The following is a 22,629-nucleotide window of genomic DNA, read 5'->3' as shown; positions in this document are numbered from 1 at the left end:
TACCGCCGCCTTCTGGACCCCACTACTCATGCGGTTTCTCGACGGTGGTGGTACGTCGCGCCGACGCGTTTGGGCCTGTTCTTCGGCGACGCGGGCCGCGTCGTAAAGCGGGTTCTCGAAGGTGAGTGTGAAGGCGCGAATCAGCCGGTTCATCTCCTGCTGGGCCAGGCCGGGGACGGCGCGGGAGCGATGCCACCACTGAGATACGACGCGACCTCGACGTCGGCGACCAGCCTGTGCCGCACCGCATCTCGGAGAGTCGCACGAAATTCGACGACGATCTCGGCTTCACTTCGGGTGTCTGCGCGCATCTGATCGGCTGTCGGGATCTCTTAATCCCAGTAAGGTAAATGCGGACACCGCCATCTCGGGCTACCGCATAGCAGCCCGGCGGCATGGTAGTGATTCCGGCGAATTCGGTTTCTTCGCGGGGACCCCGAGCGCCAACAGCGCCTTGATCTTCGACGCGAAGTACACGTCGCCGTCCACCGCCGCGTAAGAGGGGTTTGACGCCCAAGCGATCGCGGATTGCGTACATCGCGCGTTGGCGTTCGTCGGCGATGACTACCGCCAATTCGCCGCGGAGTTGCGTCGTCGACTGAATTCCGCGCTCGGCGTAGAGGTGCATCACGATCTCGCTGTCGCTGGCGGTAGAGAAGAGGTAACCGCTCGCGTTGATTCGCTCGCGGATCTCGCGGTAGCCGTAGAACTCGCCGTTCACAACGAGGTGCACCAGACCGTCTGGACTGGTTATGGGTTGAGTTCCATTGTGCAAGAAGATGATTGACGACCGCGTGTGTCCGAGGGTCCATTGCCCGTCCCGCGATGTCCAGGTGCCGGAGCCATCCGGCCCACGGTGCTGCAAGCGCTTGAGCGCGGCATCACTCCGTTGAGTCGGAGAGACCCCGGCACGTCATTGCAGCAAATGTCCCGCACATCGTTGTGCCCCTCCGCAATCTTCCGCGGTCGCCACCCGCCGACCGCACGCGTCCCACGATCGCCCGCCGCCGAACTGGCAACGCCGCCATGTGAGCCAAACGTGGGGGAGTCCGCCGCCGAGGGTTTAGGTGCCGCCGGCTCCGCCGGTGCCGCCGCCGCCCCCGCCGCCGGCATTCGGCTTATTGCCCGCGCTGCCGGGAGTACCGGCGATTCCACCGACGCCGGATCCGCCGTTTCCACCTTTACCGCCCGTGCCGCCCGTGCCACCGCTGCCGCCGGTACCGCCGATGCCCCAGTACTTGGAGTCACCCTTGGTGTTACCGCCGCCGCCGTTACCACCGCTACCGCCGGTGCCGCCTTGAGCGCCGGAGACGCCGGGTACGGTTCCACTGCCGCCGGTTCCGCCGGCTCCGCCTGCGCCTCCGGTTCCGCCGTTGCCGTTGTCGCCGATAACGGCATACCCGCCATAGCCGCCGGTGCCGCCGTTCCCACCGGTCCCGCCCTTGCTCGGGGTGCCGCCGGTGCCGCCATTGATGATGCCGCCGCCGTTGCCGCCGCTGCCGCCGGTGCCGCCGCTACCGGCGTTTCCGCCGTTATTTCCGCCCAGATTCGGGTTGCCCGAATTGCCGTTGCCGCCGTTGCCGCCGTTGCCGGCGACGCCGGCGTTGCCCCCGCTGGCGCCGTTGCCGGTGCCGCCGCTACCGGCTTTGCCGCCGTTGCCGCCGTTGCCGCCATTGCCGCCCGATGTGCCGACCGCTCCGGCTTCGCCGCCGCTGCCGGCGTTGCCGCCGTTGGCGCCGTTGCCGCCCTGGCCGCCTTTACCGCCGCTGAAACCGCCGTTGCCGCCATTTCCTCCGTTGCCGCCTGCGGCAGCGTTGCCGCCTTGGCCACCGTGGCCGCCGGTGCCGGCGGTGCCGCCGTTGCCGCCGCCACCGCCGGCCCCGGCGTTGCCACCGGTGCCGCCATTGCCCCCGCCGCCGACCACCCCGAGGGCGATGCCGCCGTTGCCGCCAGTTCCGCCGTTGCCGCCGATAGCTCCGCTGCCGCCCGTGTAGCCGTCTCCGAAGGCGGCCCACGAGGCGTTGCCGCCGCTGCCACCCGTGCCACCGTTGCCCGCGTTGCCGCCGGCGCCGGCCTTGGCGCCGCTGCCGTTGCCGCCGTTGCCACCATTACCGCCGTTGCCGCCGGTAGCGCCATTTCCGCCGTTGTGGCTGCTATTGCCGTTGCCGTTACCGCCGCTGCCGCCGTTGGCGCCGTTGCCGCCGGCCCCGCCTTCGCCACCGCCTGCGCCGCCGCTGCCGCCGTTGCCGCCGCTCCCGCCATTGCCGGCGGGTCCGCCGTTGCCTCCTGATCCGGTATCGCCTGTGCCGCCCACGCCGCCCGAACCGCCCGAGCCACCGTTACCGCCGGTGCCGCCATTTCCGCCGCCGCCAGGGGGACCACTGCCCGCGCCGTTGGCACCAAACGAGCTGCCGCCGCTGCCGCCTAGACCGCCGTTGCCGCCGTTGCCACCCTTTCCGCCGTCGTCGGCGGTCCCGAACACTGCTTCGGCGCCGGCACCGCCGTTGCCCCCTGCGCCGCCGTTGCCGGCTTTGCCGCCGATGCCGGCTATTGCGCCGTAACCGTTGCCGCCGGTGCCGCCGTTGCCGCCGGCGCCGCCGGCGCCGCCGGGGCCGCCGTCTTGACCGGCGATGAAGCTGCCCGAGCCGCCATTTCCGCCGAAGTTGCCGTTGCCGCCATTGCCGGCGTTGCCGCCCTTACCCCCGCCGAGACCGCCTTCGCCTCCGTTGCCGCCGGCGCCGCCATTGCCGCCATTGCCGGCGGGGCCGCCGTTACCTCCCGGGCCGGGTGTGCCGCCGTCGCCACCAAAGCCGGCCGCGCCGCCGTTGCCCGCGTTTCCGCCGTTCCCGCCGCCGACGCCGCCAAAGCCTTTACCGCCGTTTCCGCCGTTGCCACCCCGACCGCCGTTGCCACCGTTGCCGCCGGCATAACCGTCCCCGTTGATAATGGAGTAGTCACCCTTTGCGCCATTTCCGGCATTACCTGCGTTTCCACCATCGCCGCCGTGGCCGGCGATGCCTGCTTTGCCAGTAGTACCGCCACCGCCGATGCCGGCGAAGCCGCCTAAGCCCGCGTTGCCGCCAGGACCGCCCGATCCGCCGTCTCCGCCGTTGCCGCCGTTGGCTCCGGCCCCGGTGCCCTGGCCGTACGTGGGACCGTCGCCTCCGTGGCCGCCCTTGCCGCCGTTAGAGCCGTTGCCGCCGTTGCCGCCGCTGCCGGCGGTTCCGCCGTTTGCGGCGCCGCCCTGGCCGCCTTGGCCTCCGTGGCCGCCGGCACCGCCGCCGCCTCCGGGTTCGCTGTCGACGTTCGGGTTGTCGGCGCCGTTGCCGCCGGAGCCGCCGTTGCCGCCGTTGCCGCCGTTGCCTCCGACCCCCGCCTTGCCGACGGTGCCCGCTGCACCGGTACCCGTACCGGCCAGGCCGGCCTTGCCGGCGCCGCCACCGGCGCCACCCCTGCCGCCGTTGCCGCCGTTGCCGCTGTCAGTGTTCAAGTCGGACAGGCCATTGCCGCCGACGCCGCCGAGTCCGCCGACGCCGCCGTTGCCGCCGTTGCCGTTGGTCCCACCGGCGCTGGCCTTGCCCCCGGTTCCGCCCTTACCGCCGTCTCCGCCGCCGCCACCGGTGCCACCGTTGATGCTGACGCCCGCGCCGTCTTTCCCGACGGCGCCGTTACCGCCGTTGCCTCCAAGTCCGCCGTTGCCGCCGTTTCCGGATGCGCCAGCGGTACCGCCGACGCCTCCGGTCCCCGCGGCGCCGACGATGCCGGCATTGCCGCCGGTCCCGCCGCCCCCGCCGTTGCCGCCCTTGGTGCCCGCAGCGAGGGCCGTGCCACCCGCCCCGCCGGTGCCACCCATACCGCCGTTGCCGCTATTGCCGCCCGAGCCGTTGCTGCCACCGGGCCCGCTGTTGCCGCCGGCCCCGCCGTTGCCACCGGCCCCGCCGCTGGGCCCCTGATTGCCGTCTTGACCGGCCCCGCCGGCGGCCGAGATGCCACCATTGCCGCCGAAACTGCCGTTGCCGCCGTGACCGCCGCTGCCGTAGGTGCCCGCGGTCCCGCCGATGCCGCCGGCGCCGTTGGCGCCGCCGGCCCCAGCATTGCCACCGTCGCCGCCATTGCCGCCGGCGCCGCCGGCCTGGACGCCGGGGGCGTTGGCGCCGTGACCGCCGTCGCCACCGGTCGCGCCGCTGCCGCCGGTCCCGCCGTTGCCGTTGATGGCGAAATTGCTTGCGTTACCGCCGGCTCCGGCGGCCCCACCGGCTCCGCCGCGTCCGCCGCTGCCGCCGCTGTGGGCGCTGTTTGTCGCGACCCCGCCGTTGCCGGCCGCCCCGCCGCTACCACCGGCACCGCCATTGCCCGCGGCCGCGGTGATCCCGGCCGCTGCTCCACCCAGGCCGCCGTTACCACCGGCACCGCCGTTGCCGCCTTTGGTCGCCCCCACGGCGACGGTGTCGTTGGCGCCGACCCCGCCAGCACCGCCGTGACCGCCGGCCCCGCCATGGCCACCATCGCCGCCCAGGCCGAGCAGCGGTGCTTGACCGGATTGACCCCCACCTCCACCGTCACCACCGGCTCCGCCGGCGCCGCCGAATTGCCCCACGCCGCCGGCCCCGCCGTCACCGCCGGCCCCACCGGCACCGCCGAGCCCGCCGACCCCACCGATGCCCACGACACCGGCGTTGCCGCCGACCCCGCCATGACCGCCCGACCCACCATTGAAACCGTTCATACCGGCCCCGACGGAATTACCGGCGCTGCCAGCCCCACCGGCACCACCTGTACCGCCCACACCGATAAACTGCCCGCCGTTGCCGCCCACACCACCGTTGCCGCCCGCGCCACCGTTGGGTCCGCCCATGCCGCCGGCACCACCGGGGCCGCCGTAGCCGATCAGCGGGGACACGCCGCCGGCCCCGCCGGCCCCACCGGTGCCGCCCGCCGTCGCGCTGTTTCCACCGGCCCCACCGGCTCCACCCGCACCCCACACCCAGCCACCGACCCCGCCGGCCCCGCCGGCCGCACCGGCACCCCCGGCACCACCAGCACCGCCCGCGCCGAGCAGACCCGCGTCCCCACCGGGACCGCCGGGCTGACCGGCTGCGCCCGATCCGCCGTTGCCGCCGTTGCCGTAGAACAACCCACCCAGACCGCCGGCCTGCCCGGTGCCCGGCGCCCCGTTGGTGCCGTCGCCGATCAGCGGACGCCCCAGCAACTGCTGGGTAGGTGCGTTGATCACATCCAGCACCAGCTGCCCGACATTGACTGTTTCCGCGCGCGCATACCCGGTGCCACCCGCAGCCAATGTCCGCACAAATTGGTCATGCAGCACGGACGCCTGGACGGCCACCTCCTGGTAGCCCAGCGCATGCCCGGAGAACATGGCCGCAATGGCCCGCGACACCTCGTCGGCGGCCGCGCTGGCCAGTCCCGTGGTCGACTGCGCCGCGACCGCATTGGCCGCAGAGATCGTCGAACCGATACCCGCCACGTCCGAGGCCGCAGCCGCCACCATGTCCGGTGATACCACCAAAACAGTCATCAGCGACCTCGCCGTCCCTCAAGACAACCCGAAACACCACCGGCAACGACCGAAAAGACCAGACACCGCGCCCGGTCGCGAGCATGAGTTGACGCTTTCACTCGAATGCCCGTCCTTTCTCTTACAGACCGTTGACCAGCCAGTGGCGCGTGAGAACGGCACTGCGACTAAGTCGCACCGCTACCGCCGGTGCCGCCGGCGCCCCCGCTGCCGCCGTTCGGGGGTCGGTTGTTCTGCCCGCCGGTCGGGCCGCTACCGGGGTCACCGACGGTTCCGAAGTTGCCAGAGTTTCCGGTGGCGGAATTACCGCCCGTGCCGCCCGTACCGCCGGTGCCGCCCACACCACCGAGGCCGGCGTAGTCGTCGTTGCCGAACGTGCTGCCGTCACCGCCGGTGCCGCCGGTGCCGCCATTGCCGCCGGCGGCAGCTTTGCCGCCCGGAGCGGTGGCACTGCCTCCGTTGCCGCCCACCCCGCCGTTGCCGCCGTTGCCCCCATTGCCGTTGTTGGTGGCGATAACTTGACTGTCGCCACCGTGACCTCCGGTGCCGCCGGTACCACCGTTGCCGCCGGCGCCGGCGTCGCCGCCGAGACCTTTGCCGGAGACTCCGCCGCCGAGACCGCCGCTCCCGCCTGCGCCACCGGTGCCGCCGTTGCCGCCGTCATAGCCCGAGGAGAGGATGGCAAAGTTTGTAGCGTCGCCGCCGGCGCCTCCTTTGCCGCCGTTGCCGGCTTTGCCGCCGGCGCCGCCATTCGCGCCGTTGCCCTGGCCGCCGTGGCCGGCATCGCCGCCCGCGCCGCCGGTGCCGCCGGCCCCGCCATTCCGGCCGGCGTCACCCCCGGGTCCGCCGGTTCCGCCGGTGTTGCCACTGCCGCCGTTGCCGCCTGCGCCGCCCTTGCCGCCGCCGAATCCGCCGTTCCCGCCGATGCCGCCGATGCCGCCGATACCGCCGGTGCCGCCTGGCCCGCCGTTGCCGAATGCGCCCGCTGTGCCACCCCCGCCGCCGGCGCCGGCCAGGCCGCCGTTGCCGCCCTTGCCGCCGTTGCCGCCGCCGACGCCGGCCACGCCATTGCCGCCAAGACCCCCGGCACCGCCCTGACCACCGCCGCCGCCGGCACCTCCGTTATAGCCGTCACCGAAGACTGCGTAGGAACCCTTGGCGCCGTTGCCGCCGACGCCGCCGTTGCCGCCGTTGCCGCCGGCCCCGGCGACGCCCGCGTTGCCCGCAGTGCCGCCAGTGCCACTGCCGGCCTTGCCGCCCGCGCCGGCGTTGCCGCCGACGCCGCCGGTGCCGCCGATGCCGCCGTCGCCGCCAGGCGGGCCGTCGGAGCTACCGTCCGCAGGGGTGATGCCGTTGCCTCCTTGGCCGCCGTTGCCACCGTTGGCGCCGTTGCCGCCGGCCCCACCGCTGCCGGCGGTGCCACCGTTGCTGGCGCCGCCGGCGCCGCCCTGCCCGCCGCTGCCGCCCTTCGTGCCGTTGCCGCCCGCGCCGCCGTCGGTGTTGAAGTTATTGGTGCCGTTGCCGCCCAACCCGCCGTTGGCGCCGTTGCCGCCGTTGCCGCCGATGCCTGCCTTGCCGACGGTTCCCGCGTTGCCGGTACCGGTCCCGGCCAGGCCGGCTTTCCCGGCGGCGCCGCCGTTGCCGCCGTTGCCGCCGTCCCCGCCATCCACGCTCGCCGTGCCGGCGAGGCCGACACCGCCGTTGCCGCCGTTGCCGCCGTTGCCGCCGTTGCCGCCGCCGCCGTTGGTGCCACCGGCAGCGGCTTTACCGCCGGTTCCGCCTTGTCCGCCGTCCCCGCCGTCACCGCCGTTGCCGCCGTTGATGTTGCCGACGGTGCCGGGGGGCCGGTGTCGCCGGCACCGCCGTTGCCCCCGAGTCCACCTTTGCCGCCGTCACCGGATATGCCGGCGCTACCGCCGGCTCCTCCGGACCCGGCGAGGCCGGCGGTTCCGGCGTTTCCTCCGGTCCCGCCCATGCCGCCGTTGCCACCGTTGGTGCCGTCAACGACGGCCGGGCCGCCGTTGCCGCCGGTGCCACCCACCCCGCCGTTGCCGCCGTTGCCGCCGCTGCCGTTGGTGCCGCCGGGACCGCTGCCGCCGCCGGCCCCCCCGTTGCCACCGGCTCCGCCGGCCGGCCCGGGATCGCCGCTCAGCCCGGCTCCGCCGGCGGCCCCGGTGCCACCGTTACCGCCGAAACTGCCGTTGCCGCCGTTGCCGCCGTTGCCGTAGGCACCCGCCGTTCCACTGACGCCGCCGGTGCCGGCGGCACCGCCGGCACCGGCCTTGCCGCCGGCACCGCCGTTGCCGCCCTTGCCGCCGGCCAGGGCGCCGGTGGCGTTGGCGCCATGACCGCCATCGCCACCCGCGCCGCCGCTGCCGCCCAGCCCGCCATTGCCGTTGACCGCCCCGTTACTGGCGTTACCGCCCGCCCCGGCGGCCCCACCGGCGCCGCCGACACCGCCGCTAGCGCCGTTGTGGGCGTTGTTGGTCGCGACGCCGCCTTTGCCGGCCACCCCGCCACCACCACCGGCACCGCCGTTGCCGGCCACCGCGGCCATACCGGCAGCTGCCCCGCCGCCGCCGCCGTCGCCGCCGGCGCCGCCGCCGCCGCCGTTGGCCGCCCCGAGGACGGCGGTGTCCTTGCCGCCGGCTCCGCCGGCACCGCCGTGACCGCCGGCACCGCCATTGCCGCCAGCGCCGGACAACCCGAGCAGGGGGCCTTGACCCGACTGCCCCCCGGCCCCGCCGTGACCACCGGCCCCACCGGCACCGCCGAGCTGCGCATCGCTGCCGGCACCGCCGTCGCCGCCGGTCGCTCCCGCACCGCCGAGCCCGCCGACGCCGCCAGCCCCCAGTACACCGGCATTGCCGCCGGCGCCGCCGGCGCCACCCGATCCACCGGCGGAACCGGCGCCGCCGATCCCGCCGGCAGCACCGGCGCTGCCCGCCCCGCCGGCACCACCGGTGCCGCCCGCGCCGATGAACTGCCCGCCGTTGCCGCCCGCACCACCGTTGCCGCCCGCGCCACCATTGGGTCCGCCCATACCGCCGGCACCACCGATGCCGCCGTAGCCGATCAGCGGGGACACGCCGCCGGCCCCGCCGGCCCCACCGGTGCCCCCCATCGTCGCGCTATTGCCACCCGCCCCGCCGGCGCCGCCCGCACCATACAGCCACCCCCCGGCCCCGCCGTTCCCGCCGGCCGCCGCGGCGCCCCCTGCGCCACCAGCACCGCCCGTACCGATTAGACCCGCGTCGCCACCGGCACCGCCCGCCTGCGCCGCCGCTCCCGATCCGCCGTTGCCGCCGTTGCCGTACAACAACCCACCCGGCCCGCCGGCCTGCCCGGTGCCCGGCGCCCCGTTGGTGCCATTACCGATCAGCGGACGCCCCAGCAACTGCTGGGTAGGTGCGTTGATCACATCCAGCACCAGCTGCCCGACATTGACTGTTTCCGCGCGCGCATACCCGGTGCCACCCGCAGCCAATGTCCGCACAAATTGGTCATGCAGCACGGCCGCTTGCACGGCCACCTCCTGGTAGCCCAGCGCATGCCCGGAGAACATGGCCGCAATCGCCCGCGACACCTCGTCGGCGGCCGCGCTGGCCAGTCCCGTGGTCGACTGCGCCGCGACCGCATTGGCCGCAGAGATCGTCGAACCGATACCCGCCACGTCCGAAGCCGCAGCCGCCACCATCTCTGGTGAAACCACCATGAATGCCATCAGCGACCTCGCCGTACCTCAGGAACACCCGGAAAACCACCAGCAACGATCAGCGCAGTGAGACACGGTAGCCCACCGCGGGCGCACCGTTTACGTTTTTCGCCCGAATGGCGCAAATGTCTGCGCACGGCGTCAAGCAAAACCCGGAGTCACTATGGGATGAATACATTCTGTGCAGAAAATTGGGAAAAAACTTATGCCGAATGTGCAGAACCTCCCGTGAAACCGCAGCCGGGCCGCTACGGTAGGGCCGTTGTACGCCGGCGTTGATGAAACTGACCGCCACCCCGGTGGGGTCACCCCGCGAAGGACAGCGTATGGATTTTGCGGTATTGGCACCCGAGGTCAACTCGGCGCGGATGTTCCTGGGCGCGGGATCAGGGTCGATCTTGGCTTCCGCGGCTGCCTGGGACGGCTTGGCCACCGAATTGTCTTCGGCCGCGGCCTCCTTCGGTTCGGTGACTACCGGGCTTCTGGAATCGGCTTGGCAGAGTTCGGCGGCTGTCGCGATGGCAGGCTCCGCCGGACTTTATCTGGGCTGGTTGAGATCGGCGGCGGCGCAAGCGGGTGAAGCAGCTGGCCAAGCCCGGATAGTGGCGGCGGCATTCGAGGCAGCGCAGGCCGCGACCGTGCATCCGCTGGTCGTGGCCGCCAACCGCGCTCAACTGGTATCGCTGGTGAGGTCGAATCTGCTGGGCTTGAACGCGCCGGCGATCGCGGCCATCGAGGCACAGTACGAGGGCATGTGGGCGCAGGATGTGGCCGCGATGTTCGGCTACTACTCCGGGGCTTCCGCGGTGGCGTCGGGCTTGACGCCGTTCAGCCTGCCGCTGCCGATTCTGGGGGACGCGGTGGGCCGCGTGGCAAGCGCATCGAGCGCCCTTGTCGCGGCGGCGAATGCGGCCGGCGCCCAGCTTGCGGGAGCGGTGCCGGCCGGTGCGGCCGGTGCGGCGGCGGCGGCCGCCAGCGGTGCTGCCGCTCTTCCGCTCACCATCAACCTCGGCCTGGCCAATCTCGGCGTCGGCAATCTCGGCAACGGGAACATCGGCAACTACAACCTCGGCGGCGCGAACATCGGCTCCGGAAACGTCGGGCCGGGCAACATTGGGTTCGGCAACATCGGTTTCGGAAACAGCGGTCCATCTCTGACAGCGGCCATTCACAACATCGGCTTCGGCAACACCGGCAGCAACAACATCGGCCTGGGTAACACCGGCAACGGCAACATCGGCTTCGCTAACACCGGCAACGGCAACGTCGGCATCGGGCTGACGGGCGACAACATGAGCGGGTTCGGCGGACTGAACTCCGGCACCGGCAACAGCGGCTTGTTCAACTCCGGCACCAACAACACCGGCTTCTTCAACTCGGGGATCGGGAACTTCGGTGTGGGCAATTCCGGCCTCTTCAACACCGGTGTCGGCAACTCCGGGGCCGCCAACACCGGCCTCTTCAACCCAGGCATTGCCAACACCGGCATCGGTAACTCGGGCAACTACAACACGGGCACGAACAACTCGGGCAGCAGCAACACGGGCGGCTTCAACACCGGCAGCTACAACACCGGCTGGATCAACACCGGCAGCTACAACACCGGCTTGGCAAACGCAGGCAACGTCAACACCGGCGCGTTCATTACCGGCGACTACAGCAACGGCCTCTTCTGGCGGGGCGACTACCAGGGACTGATCGGTGGGTCGCCGGGTATCGGCAACTCCACCTCCGTCCCTTCGTCGGGCTTCTTCAACAGCGGCGGCGGCAGCGCTTCGGGCTTTTTGAACTCCGGAGGCAACGTTTCGGGCCTGTTCAACTCATCGTCGGGAAGCCTCGGGCTCTCAGGGCTGATCAACACCGGCGTGGCGGCATCCGGTTTGTTCAACACCGGTAACACGATTTCGGGCATTCTCAACAGCGCTTACCCGGAGAACCTCACCACCCCCAACTATGTGTCCGGTGTCTACAACACCGGCCCGAATGTGGCGGGTCTGTTCAGCGGCTCCGATCCCACCAGCAACACCGGCCTGGCCAACGTCGGCATCAAGAACACCGGCTTCGCCAACGTCGGCGACCACAACATCGGCATCGGCAACGTAGGCAATGGAAACACCGGAGGCGGTAACTCCGGCCAGGACAACATCGGTTTCGGCAACTCGGGCGCGTCGAACACCGGCATCGGCAATGTGGGTAACCAAAACTTCGGCAACGGCAACCTGGGCGACTTCAACAAAGGTTTGGGGAACCTCGGCGACTACAACACCGGCTTCGGGAACCTGGGTAACAACAATACCGGGTTCGGCAACAATGGCTTCGGCAATTTCGGATTCGGGAATACGGGCAGCGGAAACATCGGCATCGGGTTGAGCGGCACGGGCCTGGTCGGCTTCGGAGCCCTGAACACCGGCAGCGGAAACCTGGGCCTGTTCAACTCCGGCACCAACAACATCGGCCTGTTCAACTCGGGCACCGGGAACGTCGGGATCGGCAACGCGGGCACCGGCAACTGGGGCATCGGCAACCCCGGCACCGGCAATACCGGCTACGGCAACGCCGGCAGCTTGAACACGGGCTGGTTTAACACCGGTATCGCGAACACCGGAATCGCCAACGTCGGCAACTACAACACGGGGTTTGTCAACGTCGGCAACATCAATACCGGCACCTTCAATCCCGGCGACTACAACACCGGCGGCCTCAACCCCGGCGATACCAATACCGGCTTCCTCAACACAGGCAATTACAACAACAGCATTCTCGCCGAAGGCGATAACGCTGGCCAGATCGCTATCGATCTCAAGGTCACGATCCCCAGCGTGGCATTCGACCAATCAATGGTCATCCCGGTCAACGAAGTGATGCAATTCGGCGGAACGCTGTTGGAGTTGCCGGGTGGCGTGCAACAGTTCTCAACCTACCTTTCGCCGCCGCCCGACCCGATCACGTTGACCCTGGGCCCCATCGTCATATCGAGTTCTACCCTGAGTCTTCCCCTGGTGACACTCACCATCGGCGGACCGAACACGAGCGTAGGCATTGGTATCACCGGTGCTTTCGAGGGCGGCACCATTCAGCTGATCAAAGTCAACCCGATGCCGGGATTCGGCAATGCGACGACCTTGCCGTCGTCGGGTTTCTTCAACGCCGGCCCCGGCCGCGCGTCTGGCTTTTTCAACGTCGGCACCAACATATCCGGCATTCAGAACTTCGGTGCGCTGTCCTCGGGGCTGGCGAACCTCGGCAACACCGTCTCCGGCATTTACAACACCAGCACGGTTGACCTCGCGACGGCGGCCAACCTCTCCGGCCTGGCGAACGTCGGCACAAACTTCGCCGGCACCGTCCGCGACAGCGCCTACGGTCTGGCCATCAATCTGGGTCTGGCCGATCACGGCCAGTTGAACTTCGGCAATGGAAATTTCGGCAGCGGAAACCTCGGCAGCGGAAACATTGGTGGCGCGAATATCGGCTTCGGCAACATCGGCAGTACGAACTTCGGCAGCGGAAACATCGGCTTCGGCAACATCGGCTTCGGCAACAGCGGCCCCTCGCTGACGGCGGCCATCCACAACATCGGGTTCGGCAACACCGGAAACGACAACATCGGCTTTGGCAACACCGGCAATGGCAACATCGGCTTTGGCAACACCGGTAATGGCAACATTGGCATCGGCCTCAGCGGCGATCGACTGCTCGCTTTCGGGGACTGGAACTCCGGCAGCGGCAATATCGGCCTGTTCAACTCGGGCACCAACAATGTCGGCTTCTTCAACTCGGGCACCGGCAACTACGGCATCGGCAACTCCGGGAGCTACAACACCGGCCTCGGCAACACCGGCAATGCCAACACGGGCCTTTTCAACACCGGCTTCGTCAACACCGGGATCGCCAACGCGGGTTCCTATAACACCGGGAATTCCAACATCGGCAGCTTCAACACCGGCATCGGTAACCCGGGCCATCACAACACCGGATTCTTCAACGCCGGCAGCTTTAACACCGGCCTGGTGAACTCGGGCAGCTACGACACCGGCGCTTTCATCTCGGGCAACATGAACAACGGCCTGTTCTGGCGGGGCAACGAGCAAGGCCTGATGGGCGGCAACTACACAATTCATATTCCCGAAATGCCGGGGCACCTCACCGTCAATGTCCCCATCAACATACCCATTACGGCGACGATCACCAGCGGCGCATATAATGGAATATTCATTCCCAGTATTCCCTTTGATATCACCTACGGATTATTCTCAGGAATCACCCTGGTTTCCGGAACTATCAATGCCCTCACCATCCCTCCAATCACCTTCAACCTCTCGCTGTTGAGTGTCAGCATCGGCAATCCGAACGGTACGACAGCGCTATATGTGCCTGCCACCTTCAGCATCGGCCCCGCCGACTGGACGATCTACAACCAGCCGTTCAAACCGGGCTTCTTCAACACCAGCACCGGCCCCTCCTCGGGATTCTTCAACGGCGGCATCGGCGGCAATTCGGGATTCGGAAACTTCGGCGCAAACAACTCGGGTTTCCAGAACATCTCTTCGGGGATTTTCGGAAATTCGGGTTTCATGAATTACGGCGCCCTGCAGTCGGGTTTCGAAAACTTCGGCAACACCGTATCGGGTGTGTTCAACACCAGCACGCTGACCATGGCGACGTCTGCTCAGATCTCCGGCCTATCGAACACCGGCAGCAACCTGGCGGGATTGTTCCGCAACGTCTACGACGGCACCATCGCCGGCAGCACGAACTTCAACCTGGGCATTGGGAACGTAGGCGGGCTCAACGTCGGCCTGGGGAACATCGGGGACTTCAACTTTGGCCTGGGGAACCTCGGCGACTCCAACGTCGGCAGCGGCAACATCGGCAGCCAGAACGTCGGCAGCGGGAACATCGGCAGCTTCAACATCGGGTTCGGCAACAGCGGCCCGGGGTTGACGGCGGCCCTGAGCAACATCGGGTTCGGCAACACCGGCAGCAACAACTTCGGCTTCGGCAACTTCGGTGACGGCAACATCGGGTTCGGCAACACCGGTAGCGGCAACATCGGTATCGGGCTCAGCGGCAACAACCTGCAGGGCTTCGGGGACTGGAACTCCGGCAGCGGCAACGTGGGCCTGTTCAACTCGGGCACCGACAACGTCGGCTTCTTCAACTCGGGCACCGGCAACTGGGGCATCGGCAACTCCGGCAGCTACAACACCGGCGTCGGCAACACCGGCAGCACCAACACCGGTTTCTTCAACACCGGGCTGGTCAACACGGGTATCGGCAACGCCGGCAACTACAACACCGGCAGCTACAACATCGGAAACACCAACACCGGAAACTTCAATCCCGGCAACTACAACACCGGCAGCCACAACATCGGTGACTACAACACCGGCGTGGGCAACTCCGGCGACGTCAACACCGGCGCCTTCAACACCGGCAGCTACAACAACGGCATCGGCTGGCGGGCCGACTACCAAGGCCTGATCGCCTTCAACGCGACCACGATCATTCCCGACGGCGCTATTCCGATTAACTTGCATGTGCCGGTTCACCTGTCCGTACCGATCGGCGCCGTACTGCCCACCATCACGATCTCGAGCTTCACCATTCCGTCCTTGACCGTCCACGCCAGCACGATCCTGGGCGACGCGGACCTCAGTCTCACCACCATCGTTTTCCCAAATCTGACGATCGGCCTGCCCTTCATCGGGATCAACATCGGCACGCCGGTGGGGTCGACCGGACCATTGATCGATATCACCGGCAATGGTGGGCTGCTCCCTATCGCGTTCACGGGCGTCAACATCAAGCCGCTTCCGGGGTTTGGAAACTCCACCACGAGCCCGTCTTCGGGCTTCTTCAACTCCGGGAGTGGCCGCTCTTCCGGCTTTATGAACGTCGGCGGCAACGCGTCGGGCTTCTTCAACCTCGCGTCCGGCATGTCGGGAATCTCAGGCTACAAAGACTTTGGCGAACTGATCTCAGGCGTGTCAAACCTGGGCAACACCGTGTCGGGTCTCTTCAACACCAGTTCCGCCGTCAATCCTTTCACGACACCCGCCAACCTCTCCGGGATCAGCAACATCGGCACCAACCTTGCGGGCATCCTGCGCAGCAGCGCGGATGGATCGCTGTTCAACCTGGGCCTCGCCGACATCGGCCAGTCGAACCTGGGCAGCGGAAACATCGGCGATTTCAACCTGGGCAATGGAAACATCGGCGGCCAGAACTTCGGCAGCGGAAACATCGGCAGTCAAAACGTCGGCAGCGGGAACATCGGCAGCTTCAACTTCGGGTTCGGCAACAGCGGCCCGGGCTTGACGGCGGCCCTGAACAACATCGGCTTCGGCAACACCGGCAGCAACAACTTCGGCTTCGGCAACTTCGGTGACGGCAACATCGGCTTCGGTAACACCGGTAGCGGCAATGTCGGTATCGGGCTCAGCGGCAATAATCAGTCCGGCTTCGGGAACTGGAACTCCGGCAGCGGCAATATCGGCCTGTTCAACTCGGGCACCGACAACGTCGGCTTCTTCAATTCCGGCACCGGAAACTTCGGCATCGGCAACTCCGGCAGCCACAACACCGGCTTCGGCAACGCCGGAAATTCCAACACCGGCTTCTTCAACACCGGCAGCGTCAACACCGGGATCGCCAACGCGGGCAGCTTCAACACCGGCAGCTACAACACCGGCAGCACCAACACCGGCAGTTCCAACCCCGGCAGCTTCAACACCGGCAGCTTCAACACCGGCAACACCAACACCGGGGTGGGGAACTCGGGCAACGTCAACACCGGCGGCTTCAACACCGGCAGCTACAACAACGGCTTCATTTGGCGGGATGACTACCAGGGCCTGGTCGGCTTCGACTACACGCTGACGGTCCCGGAATTCCCGGCCGTCAACCTTGACGTCAACATTCCGCTTAATATCCCGCTCAACATCAACCTTGGCACCTTGCGCGTCTACGGCTTTACGCTGGCGCCGATCGACCTTACTTTCTCGGGTCCCTTGTGGTCGAACGTCCACGCCACCATCAGCTCTATACAAATTCCGTCAATCACCGGCACCCTGCCCACGATCACCGGAAACATCGGAAGCCCGGACGGGTCAACGTCGATCCCGATCTCCATCCGTAGCACGGCAGGCCCCATCCGTATCCCGCTCATCCACATCCCGGCGACTCCTGGCTTCGGGAACTCGACCACCAGCCCGTCGTCAGGCTTCTTCAACAGCGGCGCCGGTGGCGTATCGGGCTTCGGGAACCTCGGTGCCAGTACATCGGGCCTGTTCAACTGGCAAGCCCTGGGAAGCTCGGGCTACAACAATGTCGGCACCCTGGTGTCGGGCTTCTCCAACCTGGGTAACACCGTCTCGGGTCTCTTCAACACCAGCTCCGCCGCCAATGTGTTCACGACACCGGCCAGCCTGTCGGGGCTGTCCAACCACGGCGCAGACCTCGCTGGCCTGTTCCGCAACGGCCCGACCGGGTCGACCTGGAATTTCGGTCTGGGCGACATCGGTCAATTCAGCCTGGGCGGCGGCAACATCGGCGATTTCAACCTGGGCAACGGAAACCTCGGCGGCTACAACGTCGGCAGCGGCAACGTCGGCAGCCAGAACGTCGGCAGCGGGAACATCGGCAGCTTCAACATCGGTTTCGGCAACAGCGGCCCGGGATTGACGGCGGCGCTGAACAACATTGGGTTCGGCAACACCGGCAGCAACAACTTCGGATTCGGCAACTTCGGTGACGGCAATATCGGCTTCGGTAACACCGGTAACGGCAATATCGGCATCGGGCTCAGCGGCAACAACTTGCAGGGCTTCGGTGGCTTGAACTCCGGTAGCGGCAACATCGGGCTGTTCAACTCGGGCACCAACAACGTCGGCTTCTTCAATTCGGGTACCGGAAACTTCGGTATCGGCAACTCCGGCAGCTTCAACACCGGTATCGGCAACACCGGTAGTACCAACACCGGCTTGTTCAACACCGGGTTGGTCAACACCGGCATCGCCAACGCGGGCAGTTACAACACCGGCAGCTACAACATCGGCCACACCAACACCGGCGGCTTCAACCCGGGCAGCTACAACACCGGTTGGTTCAACATCGGCGACTACAACACCGGCCTGGGCAATTCGGGCGACGTCGACACCGGCCTCTTCAACCCCGGCAGTTACAACAACGGCCTGTTGTGGCGGGGCGACTACCGGGGCGTACTCACCGGCGGTTACTCCATCACGGTCGACGAAATTCCCATCAAGTTCGACGTTCGTGCACCGATCAATATCCCGGTCACCGCCACCATCACCAGCGTGTCGATGTCGGCCATCAACATCCCTCAGATCTACATCAACGGCACTGCCGAAGTCATTGGCATCGACGCCGCGATATTCAACATCACCATCGGCAACATCAGCGTCCACGGCGGGCCCGCCAACGCCCCCGCCACGACACCCATCACCGTTGACTTTGGCAGCCAACCCCCGGTCAACACGGTGTCGTTCAACATCGGCGCCCTTGATGGTTCGACTGTCCTTGCCATCCTGGGCAACGCGGGCGTGGGGCCCGTCAGAATCCCGATCATCGACATCCCCGCATCACCGGGCTTCTTCAACTTCACCACGACCCCATCGTCTGGGTTCTTCAACTCCGGAATCGGCAGCATCTCGGGTTTCGGCAACTTCGGCGGCGGCAGCTCGGGCTTGCTGAACTACGCGACCGGATTGCTTGGAAACTCGGGAATTCAGAACTATGGATCGCTGCAATCCGGGATAGCCAACCTCGGCAACAGCATCTCGGGTGCCTTCAATACCGGACTGGGCCCGATGAACGTGCCGGCATATCTCTCGGGCTTCAGCAACGTCGGCGCCGACTTGGCCGGGTTGTTCCAAAATGGCGCCACCGGAAAGACCACTTTCAGCGTCGGCTTGGGCAATCTCGGTTCGCTGAACATCGGCAACGCGAACATCGGCGACTTCAACTTCGGTAGCGGCAACCTCGGCAGCTACAACCTGGGTAATGGCAACATCGGCGGACAAAACTTCGGCGGCGGCAATTTCGGCAGCGGTAACGTCGGCAGCGGCAACATCGGCAGCGGCAACATCGGCTTCGGAAACTCGGGTCCGGCGCTGACGGCGGCCCTGCAGAACTTCGGCTTCGGCAACACCGGCAGCTTCAACATCGGTTTCGGCAACACCGGCAACGGCAACATCGGCTTCGGAAATACCGGCAACGGCAACATCGGCTTCGGACTCACCGGCAACTCCGCATTCGGCTTCGGTGGGCTGAACTCGGGCAGCGGCAACATTGGTCTGTTCAACTCGGGCACCGGCAACGTCGGGTTCTTCAACTCCGGCACCGGCAACTGGGGGATCGGCAACTCCGGCACCTTCAACACCGGCATTGCCAACACCGGCAGCACCAATACGGGCCTTTTCAACTCCGGGTTGGTCAATACCGGTATCGGCAACGCGGGCAACTACAACACCGGCTTCTACAACGTCGGCCACACCAACACCGGCAGCTTCAACCCGGGCGACTACAACACCGGCGACTTCAATGCCGGCGACTACAACACCGGCTGGCTCAACACCGGCAACTCCAACACAGGTATCGCCAACTCCGGAAATGTCGACACGGGCGCCTTCATTTCGGGCAGCTACAGTAACGGCTTCCTCTGGAGGGGCGACTACCAAGGCCTCTTCGGCTTCAACTACACCTACACTCTCCCGGCAATTCCGTACCACTACGAGGTGCCGCTCAACATCCAGATTCCGATCACGGGCGTCATCGACTCCGTTACCGCGGGCGCATTCACCTATTCGATCCCGATACATATCCAAGCCGAGACGATATTTGGCATCCGGATCACGGACTCCGACAGCAACATTGGGCCTGTGACCTTCAACCTGAACACCGTTCAACCCCAAACCCCGATCGATTTCGTGTTCACCAATGTCACGAATATCCTCGGCAACGGTGCGCTGGGGCCCTTCAGCTTCGGCTTCGGCTATCAGGCCGGCCCGGGCTTCTTCAACACGGGTGCGACCCCTTCGTCGGGCTTCTTCAACTCCGGCAGTGGCGCATCCGGCTTCTTCAACTCCGCCACTGGGGCCGTGTCCGGCTTTGCGAACCGCTTCGTCCAGACATCGGGCCTGTTCAACGCCGGTGGCACCGACATATCGGGCATCCAGAACTTCGGCACGCTCGCGTCGGGCTGGGCAAACCTGGGCAACACTGTGTCCGGCGTGTTCAACACCAGTTCACTGAACCTCGCCACGCAGGCTTTCGTCTCCGGCGTCGGTAACTTCGGCGCCCAACTGTCCGGCCTGCTCAATAACTTCGTCGGGCCCTAGCTCGAGCTCGAGCCGTTGGCCCTTGCTGGGTTGCCGCGTCCACGTCCAGATAAGAACGAGTCAGGCGTGTGCGGTTAGCGGCGTTGTGTTGATCTCCAACGCGCTCATCGGTGACAGCGCGAGCCGGTGCAGTCTCTACCACGCGTGAGAGTAATCGGCTTTTCCTCTCACTGTTAGACAATAATGGCGACTTCTCTCAACGACCTCGGTCCATTAACAACCGGCGAGACTTCGTCGGGCGGGAGCCGTCACGCATCAGTCGCAATGTGTTCGCCGCTGTTGACCTTCAGGCAATTTGCCGGTAATCCTCTGTCGAGGATTCGGCGTCGAATTGGATTACTGGAGGTGCGGAATGGCGTTCGTCACTGCGGTGCCAGAGATGGTGGTCACGGCGGCTTCAGATCTGGTGGTGATCGGCTCGTCGGTCACCAAAGCCAATGCGGCTGCTGCGGGTTCGACCACGACGCTACTGGCCGCGGGCGCCGATGAGGTCTCGGCGGGGATTGCGGCGCTACTGGGCGAGCACGGGCAGACCTACCAGGCGATCAGTGCGGAAATCGAGACGTTCCAGCAGCGGTTCGTGCAAGCCCTCAATTCGGGGGCCGGCGCCTATGCCTCCGCCGAGGCTGCCAGTGCGATGTCGTTGCAGACCATAGAGCAGACCATCCTGGACGTGATCAATGCGCCCTTCAACGCCTTACTGGGGCGCCCGCTGATCGGCAACGGGCGCAACGGAGCCCCGGGCACCGGTCAGGCCGGCGGGCCTGGTGGACTCCTGTGGGGCAACGGAGGCGACGGCGGCTCGGGAGCGGCCGGGCAATCCGGGGGTGCCGGGGGTGCGGCAGGCTTGTTCGGTCGTGGCGGCACTGGTGGCGCCGGCGGAGTGGGCGCCACCGGCACCACGAACAGCGCTGCGGGGCAGCCGGGCGGCCCCGGCGGCCCTGGTGGGGCGGGCGGAATCGGCGGTCACGGTGGGCTGTTGTTCGGTACCGGTGGCACCGGCGGCGCCGGTGGAGTCGGCGGCACTGGTGGGATCGGAGGCCCAGCCGATGCGGCAGGCAACTTCGGTGCCGGGGGTGCGGGGGGGACCGGCGGCCTCGGCGGCGCCGGAGGAGCGGGCGGATTTCTGGGGAGCCCCGGTCAGGCGGGCCTCAACGGCGCCAACGGCCTTCCCGGCGGATTTCGCGTTGGCCCTTTCATCAACAACACGGGTTTGAGCAACAGCGAGATTTACCTGACCCTGCTCGGCCAGACGACACCCGGCCAGTGGTCGTGGGTCGACCAGAACGGCATGGCCCACCACATCGATTCCAGCGCGGCCAATGCTCCTGGTCATCTCACGTACAACGGCGTGAATTACGCGAACATGTCGTTCACCCTCGACCAGACAGGCAGCCTCGCCATACCGTCGGAATTTCAGGGCGGCCGGATGTTTGTGTCGATGAAGAACCCGCTCTATATCGGTATAGCCGCCGACAATTCGGGCTGGGCGGGTCTTGACCCAGCCAATCCCGCCGATCCGAACTACAACACGGTCTACGACTGGTACGAAATGACGTACAAGTACGGCGCAGTCGCCTTCGGGGGTAACACCACGCAGGTGGACCAGTTCGGGTTGCCGTTCACATTTACGCTGGGGCAGGACTCCACCGGGTTTGACGGGACGCGCGGCATCACGCTGTCGCGGGACCAGGTGTTCCAGCAGTACGTGGCCTCGGTCCCGACTGAATTCCAGGCCCTGGTCCTCAACGACGGCAACGGCGATCCGCTGCGGATCTTGGCCCCGCGCAGTGCCACCCCCGGCGGCCTGGCCACCTGGCTCGATCAACCGATCAACGACTTCTGGTCGAATTATGAAACCAACCAGTTCTTTTACGACGGTCCCGGCTACACGGTGACGGGAAACATCGACGGCAGCGGCCTGTTCCACTACACCGTCACCCCGGACGGGAAAGCCGCCTCGACGTACACGATGGTGAAGCCCACGACGGCGCAGGTTTTCGCGTCCAACGGCCCATTCGTCGGCACCCACGAACAGGGGGCGTTCCTCGCCGAGCTCAACGCGGCGTTCAACCGCGGTGTGGCGATGTCGCCGGATCAGTGGAGCACTGTCGCCGCCTACTATCCGGCCGCAGGGCGGTGGAACAATTGGGCACAGTTCTTCCACGCCAACAGCATGTTCAACTTCGCCTACGGTTTCCCGTTCGATGACGTGAACAACCAGAGCTCTGTGCTGATCCTCAACAACCCGCAGCCGCCGACTCAGCTGTCATTCACCCTTTACTAACGTCAAGCGTGCTAGCGCCGCCGATGTTGCGGTGTCGGGGTGCAGTCGTTCGGGCGCGCCGGCGTCACACTGGGGTTTGCTCGTGGGCGAGCTGTTGGCCAACCCGGGTTCTGACGTCGTCGCTCGCCCGGCCTTCGGCCTTATCCCACAAGCCTGTTCGATCATAGGGGACGAGGCATGATCAGCCGCGCATCCTTCGACCTGAGACGCCACGCGCGTTCTCCCAGCCGACCGCTCGGCCGCTGCCGCCGTGTGGCCATGAAGCCCGACTGATTCGCCTGTGCCACAGCGTATTCAATGAAAGCGTGGCGCGCGACGGGTTCCGATGTCACGAGGCGTTGGCGCCGGCGCACCCGGTATCCGAGGGTGAGTCGCTGCCGCCTTATCGGGCTTCGGTTTTGGCTGCCGGATGACTCTGGTGCCGCCGCTGCTCCGGGCAGTAGTTCTGGCCGCGCCAGTGTCCGACCACGTGGCCCGTCATGGCCGCCATCTACCTGGCGGACAACAGTTCTCGTCTCGTCGGCCGTTAGTTGCCCCGCCCGAAGTTGAGGCATCTGCCCCATGATCCAACACGCGCCCCGGCGAACAATCGGCCCATGGGAAGTTATCCGACAATCGGCGCGCTGGACGAGCTCATGTCCACGCCTTCTTGCTGCTCGAATCGTGCCGCGGTGGACTCGATGCGACGACCGACCTCAGCCGTGCCGCTGGTCGTGGCCCACGAACA

At 67.1% G+C, this 22,629-nt stretch carries 5 protein-coding genes and 1 pseudogene; 2 read left to right on the top strand and 4 right to left on the bottom strand.

The window, feature by feature from the left end; genetic code table 11:
- Positions 1 to 149: 149 nt before the first annotated feature.
- The 4 genes and pseudogenes from JX552_RS32565 to JX552_RS20070 form a co-directional block, all read right to left on the bottom strand.
- Positions 150 to 311: an asparagine synthase-related protein gene (locus tag JX552_RS32565; RefSeq protein ID WP_241010645.1), complete on the bottom strand. Its 162-nt coding sequence runs from the start codon at positions 309 to 311 to the stop codon at positions 150 to 152.
- 242 nt (positions 312 to 553) lie between these two features.
- Positions 554 to 865: pseudogene (locus JX552_RS32560) on the bottom strand (class II glutamine amidotransferase domain-containing protein); the annotation flags it as partial.
- 198 nt (positions 866 to 1,063) lie between these two features.
- A complete protein-coding gene (locus JX552_RS20075) occupies positions 1,064 to 5,536 on the bottom strand; it encodes a PE family protein (RefSeq protein ID WP_205873674.1) in 4,473 nt (1,490 codons plus the stop codon).
- 121 nt (positions 5,537 to 5,657) lie between these two features.
- The gene (locus JX552_RS20070; RefSeq protein WP_205873673.1) at positions 5,658 to 9,260 is read right to left on the bottom strand and encodes a PE domain-containing protein; all 3,603 of its coding nucleotides are present in this window, start codon (positions 9,258 to 9,260) and stop codon (positions 5,658 to 5,660) included.
- Positions 9,261 to 9,577: 317 nt separating this feature from the next.
- Here JX552_RS20070 and JX552_RS34190 point away from each other — a divergent pair, with 317 nt between their 5' ends.
- Together JX552_RS34190 and JX552_RS20060 are read left to right on the top strand one after the other, a co-directional pair.
- Positions 9,578 to 19,615 (top strand): PPE family protein, encoded by a 10,038-nt coding sequence (locus tag JX552_RS34190; protein ID WP_205873672.1) that lies wholly within the window; start codon positions 9,578 to 9,580, stop codon positions 19,613 to 19,615.
- 352 nt (positions 19,616 to 19,967) lie between these two features.
- A complete protein-coding gene (locus JX552_RS20060; RefSeq protein ID WP_205873671.1) occupies positions 19,968 to 21,902 on the top strand; it encodes a glycoside hydrolase family 64 protein in 1,935 nt (644 codons plus the stop codon).
- Positions 21,903 to 22,629 lie beyond the last annotated feature (727 nt).

This window comes from Mycobacterium gordonae, from assembly GCF_017086405.1.
GTDB classification, from domain to species: Bacteria; Actinomycetota; Actinomycetes; order Mycobacteriales; family Mycobacteriaceae; genus Mycobacterium; species Mycobacterium gordonae_D.
The sequence above is the reverse complement of the archived record's forward strand: the minus strand, read 5'-3'. Positions and strand labels throughout refer to the sequence as shown.

What these genes read in the sequence shown, in the direction of transcription:
- JX552_RS32565 (WP_241010645.1), bottom strand. Translation starts at nt 311, where the DNA reads ATGCGCGCAGACACCCGAAGTGAAGCCGAGATCGTCGTCGAATTTCGT.
- JX552_RS20075 (WP_205873674.1), bottom strand. Translation starts at nt 5,536, where the DNA reads ATGACTGTTTTGGTGGTATCACCGGACATGGTGGCGGCTGCGGCCTCG.
- JX552_RS20070 (WP_205873673.1), bottom strand. Translation starts at nt 9,260, where the DNA reads ATGGCATTCATGGTGGTTTCACCAGAGATGGTGGCGGCTGCGGCTTCG.
- JX552_RS34190 (WP_205873672.1), top strand. Translation starts at nt 9,578, where the DNA reads ATGGATTTTGCGGTATTGGCACCCGAGGTCAACTCGGCGCGGATGTTC.
- JX552_RS20060 (WP_205873671.1), top strand. Translation starts at nt 19,968, where the DNA reads ATGGCGTTCGTCACTGCGGTGCCAGAGATGGTGGTCACGGCGGCTTCA.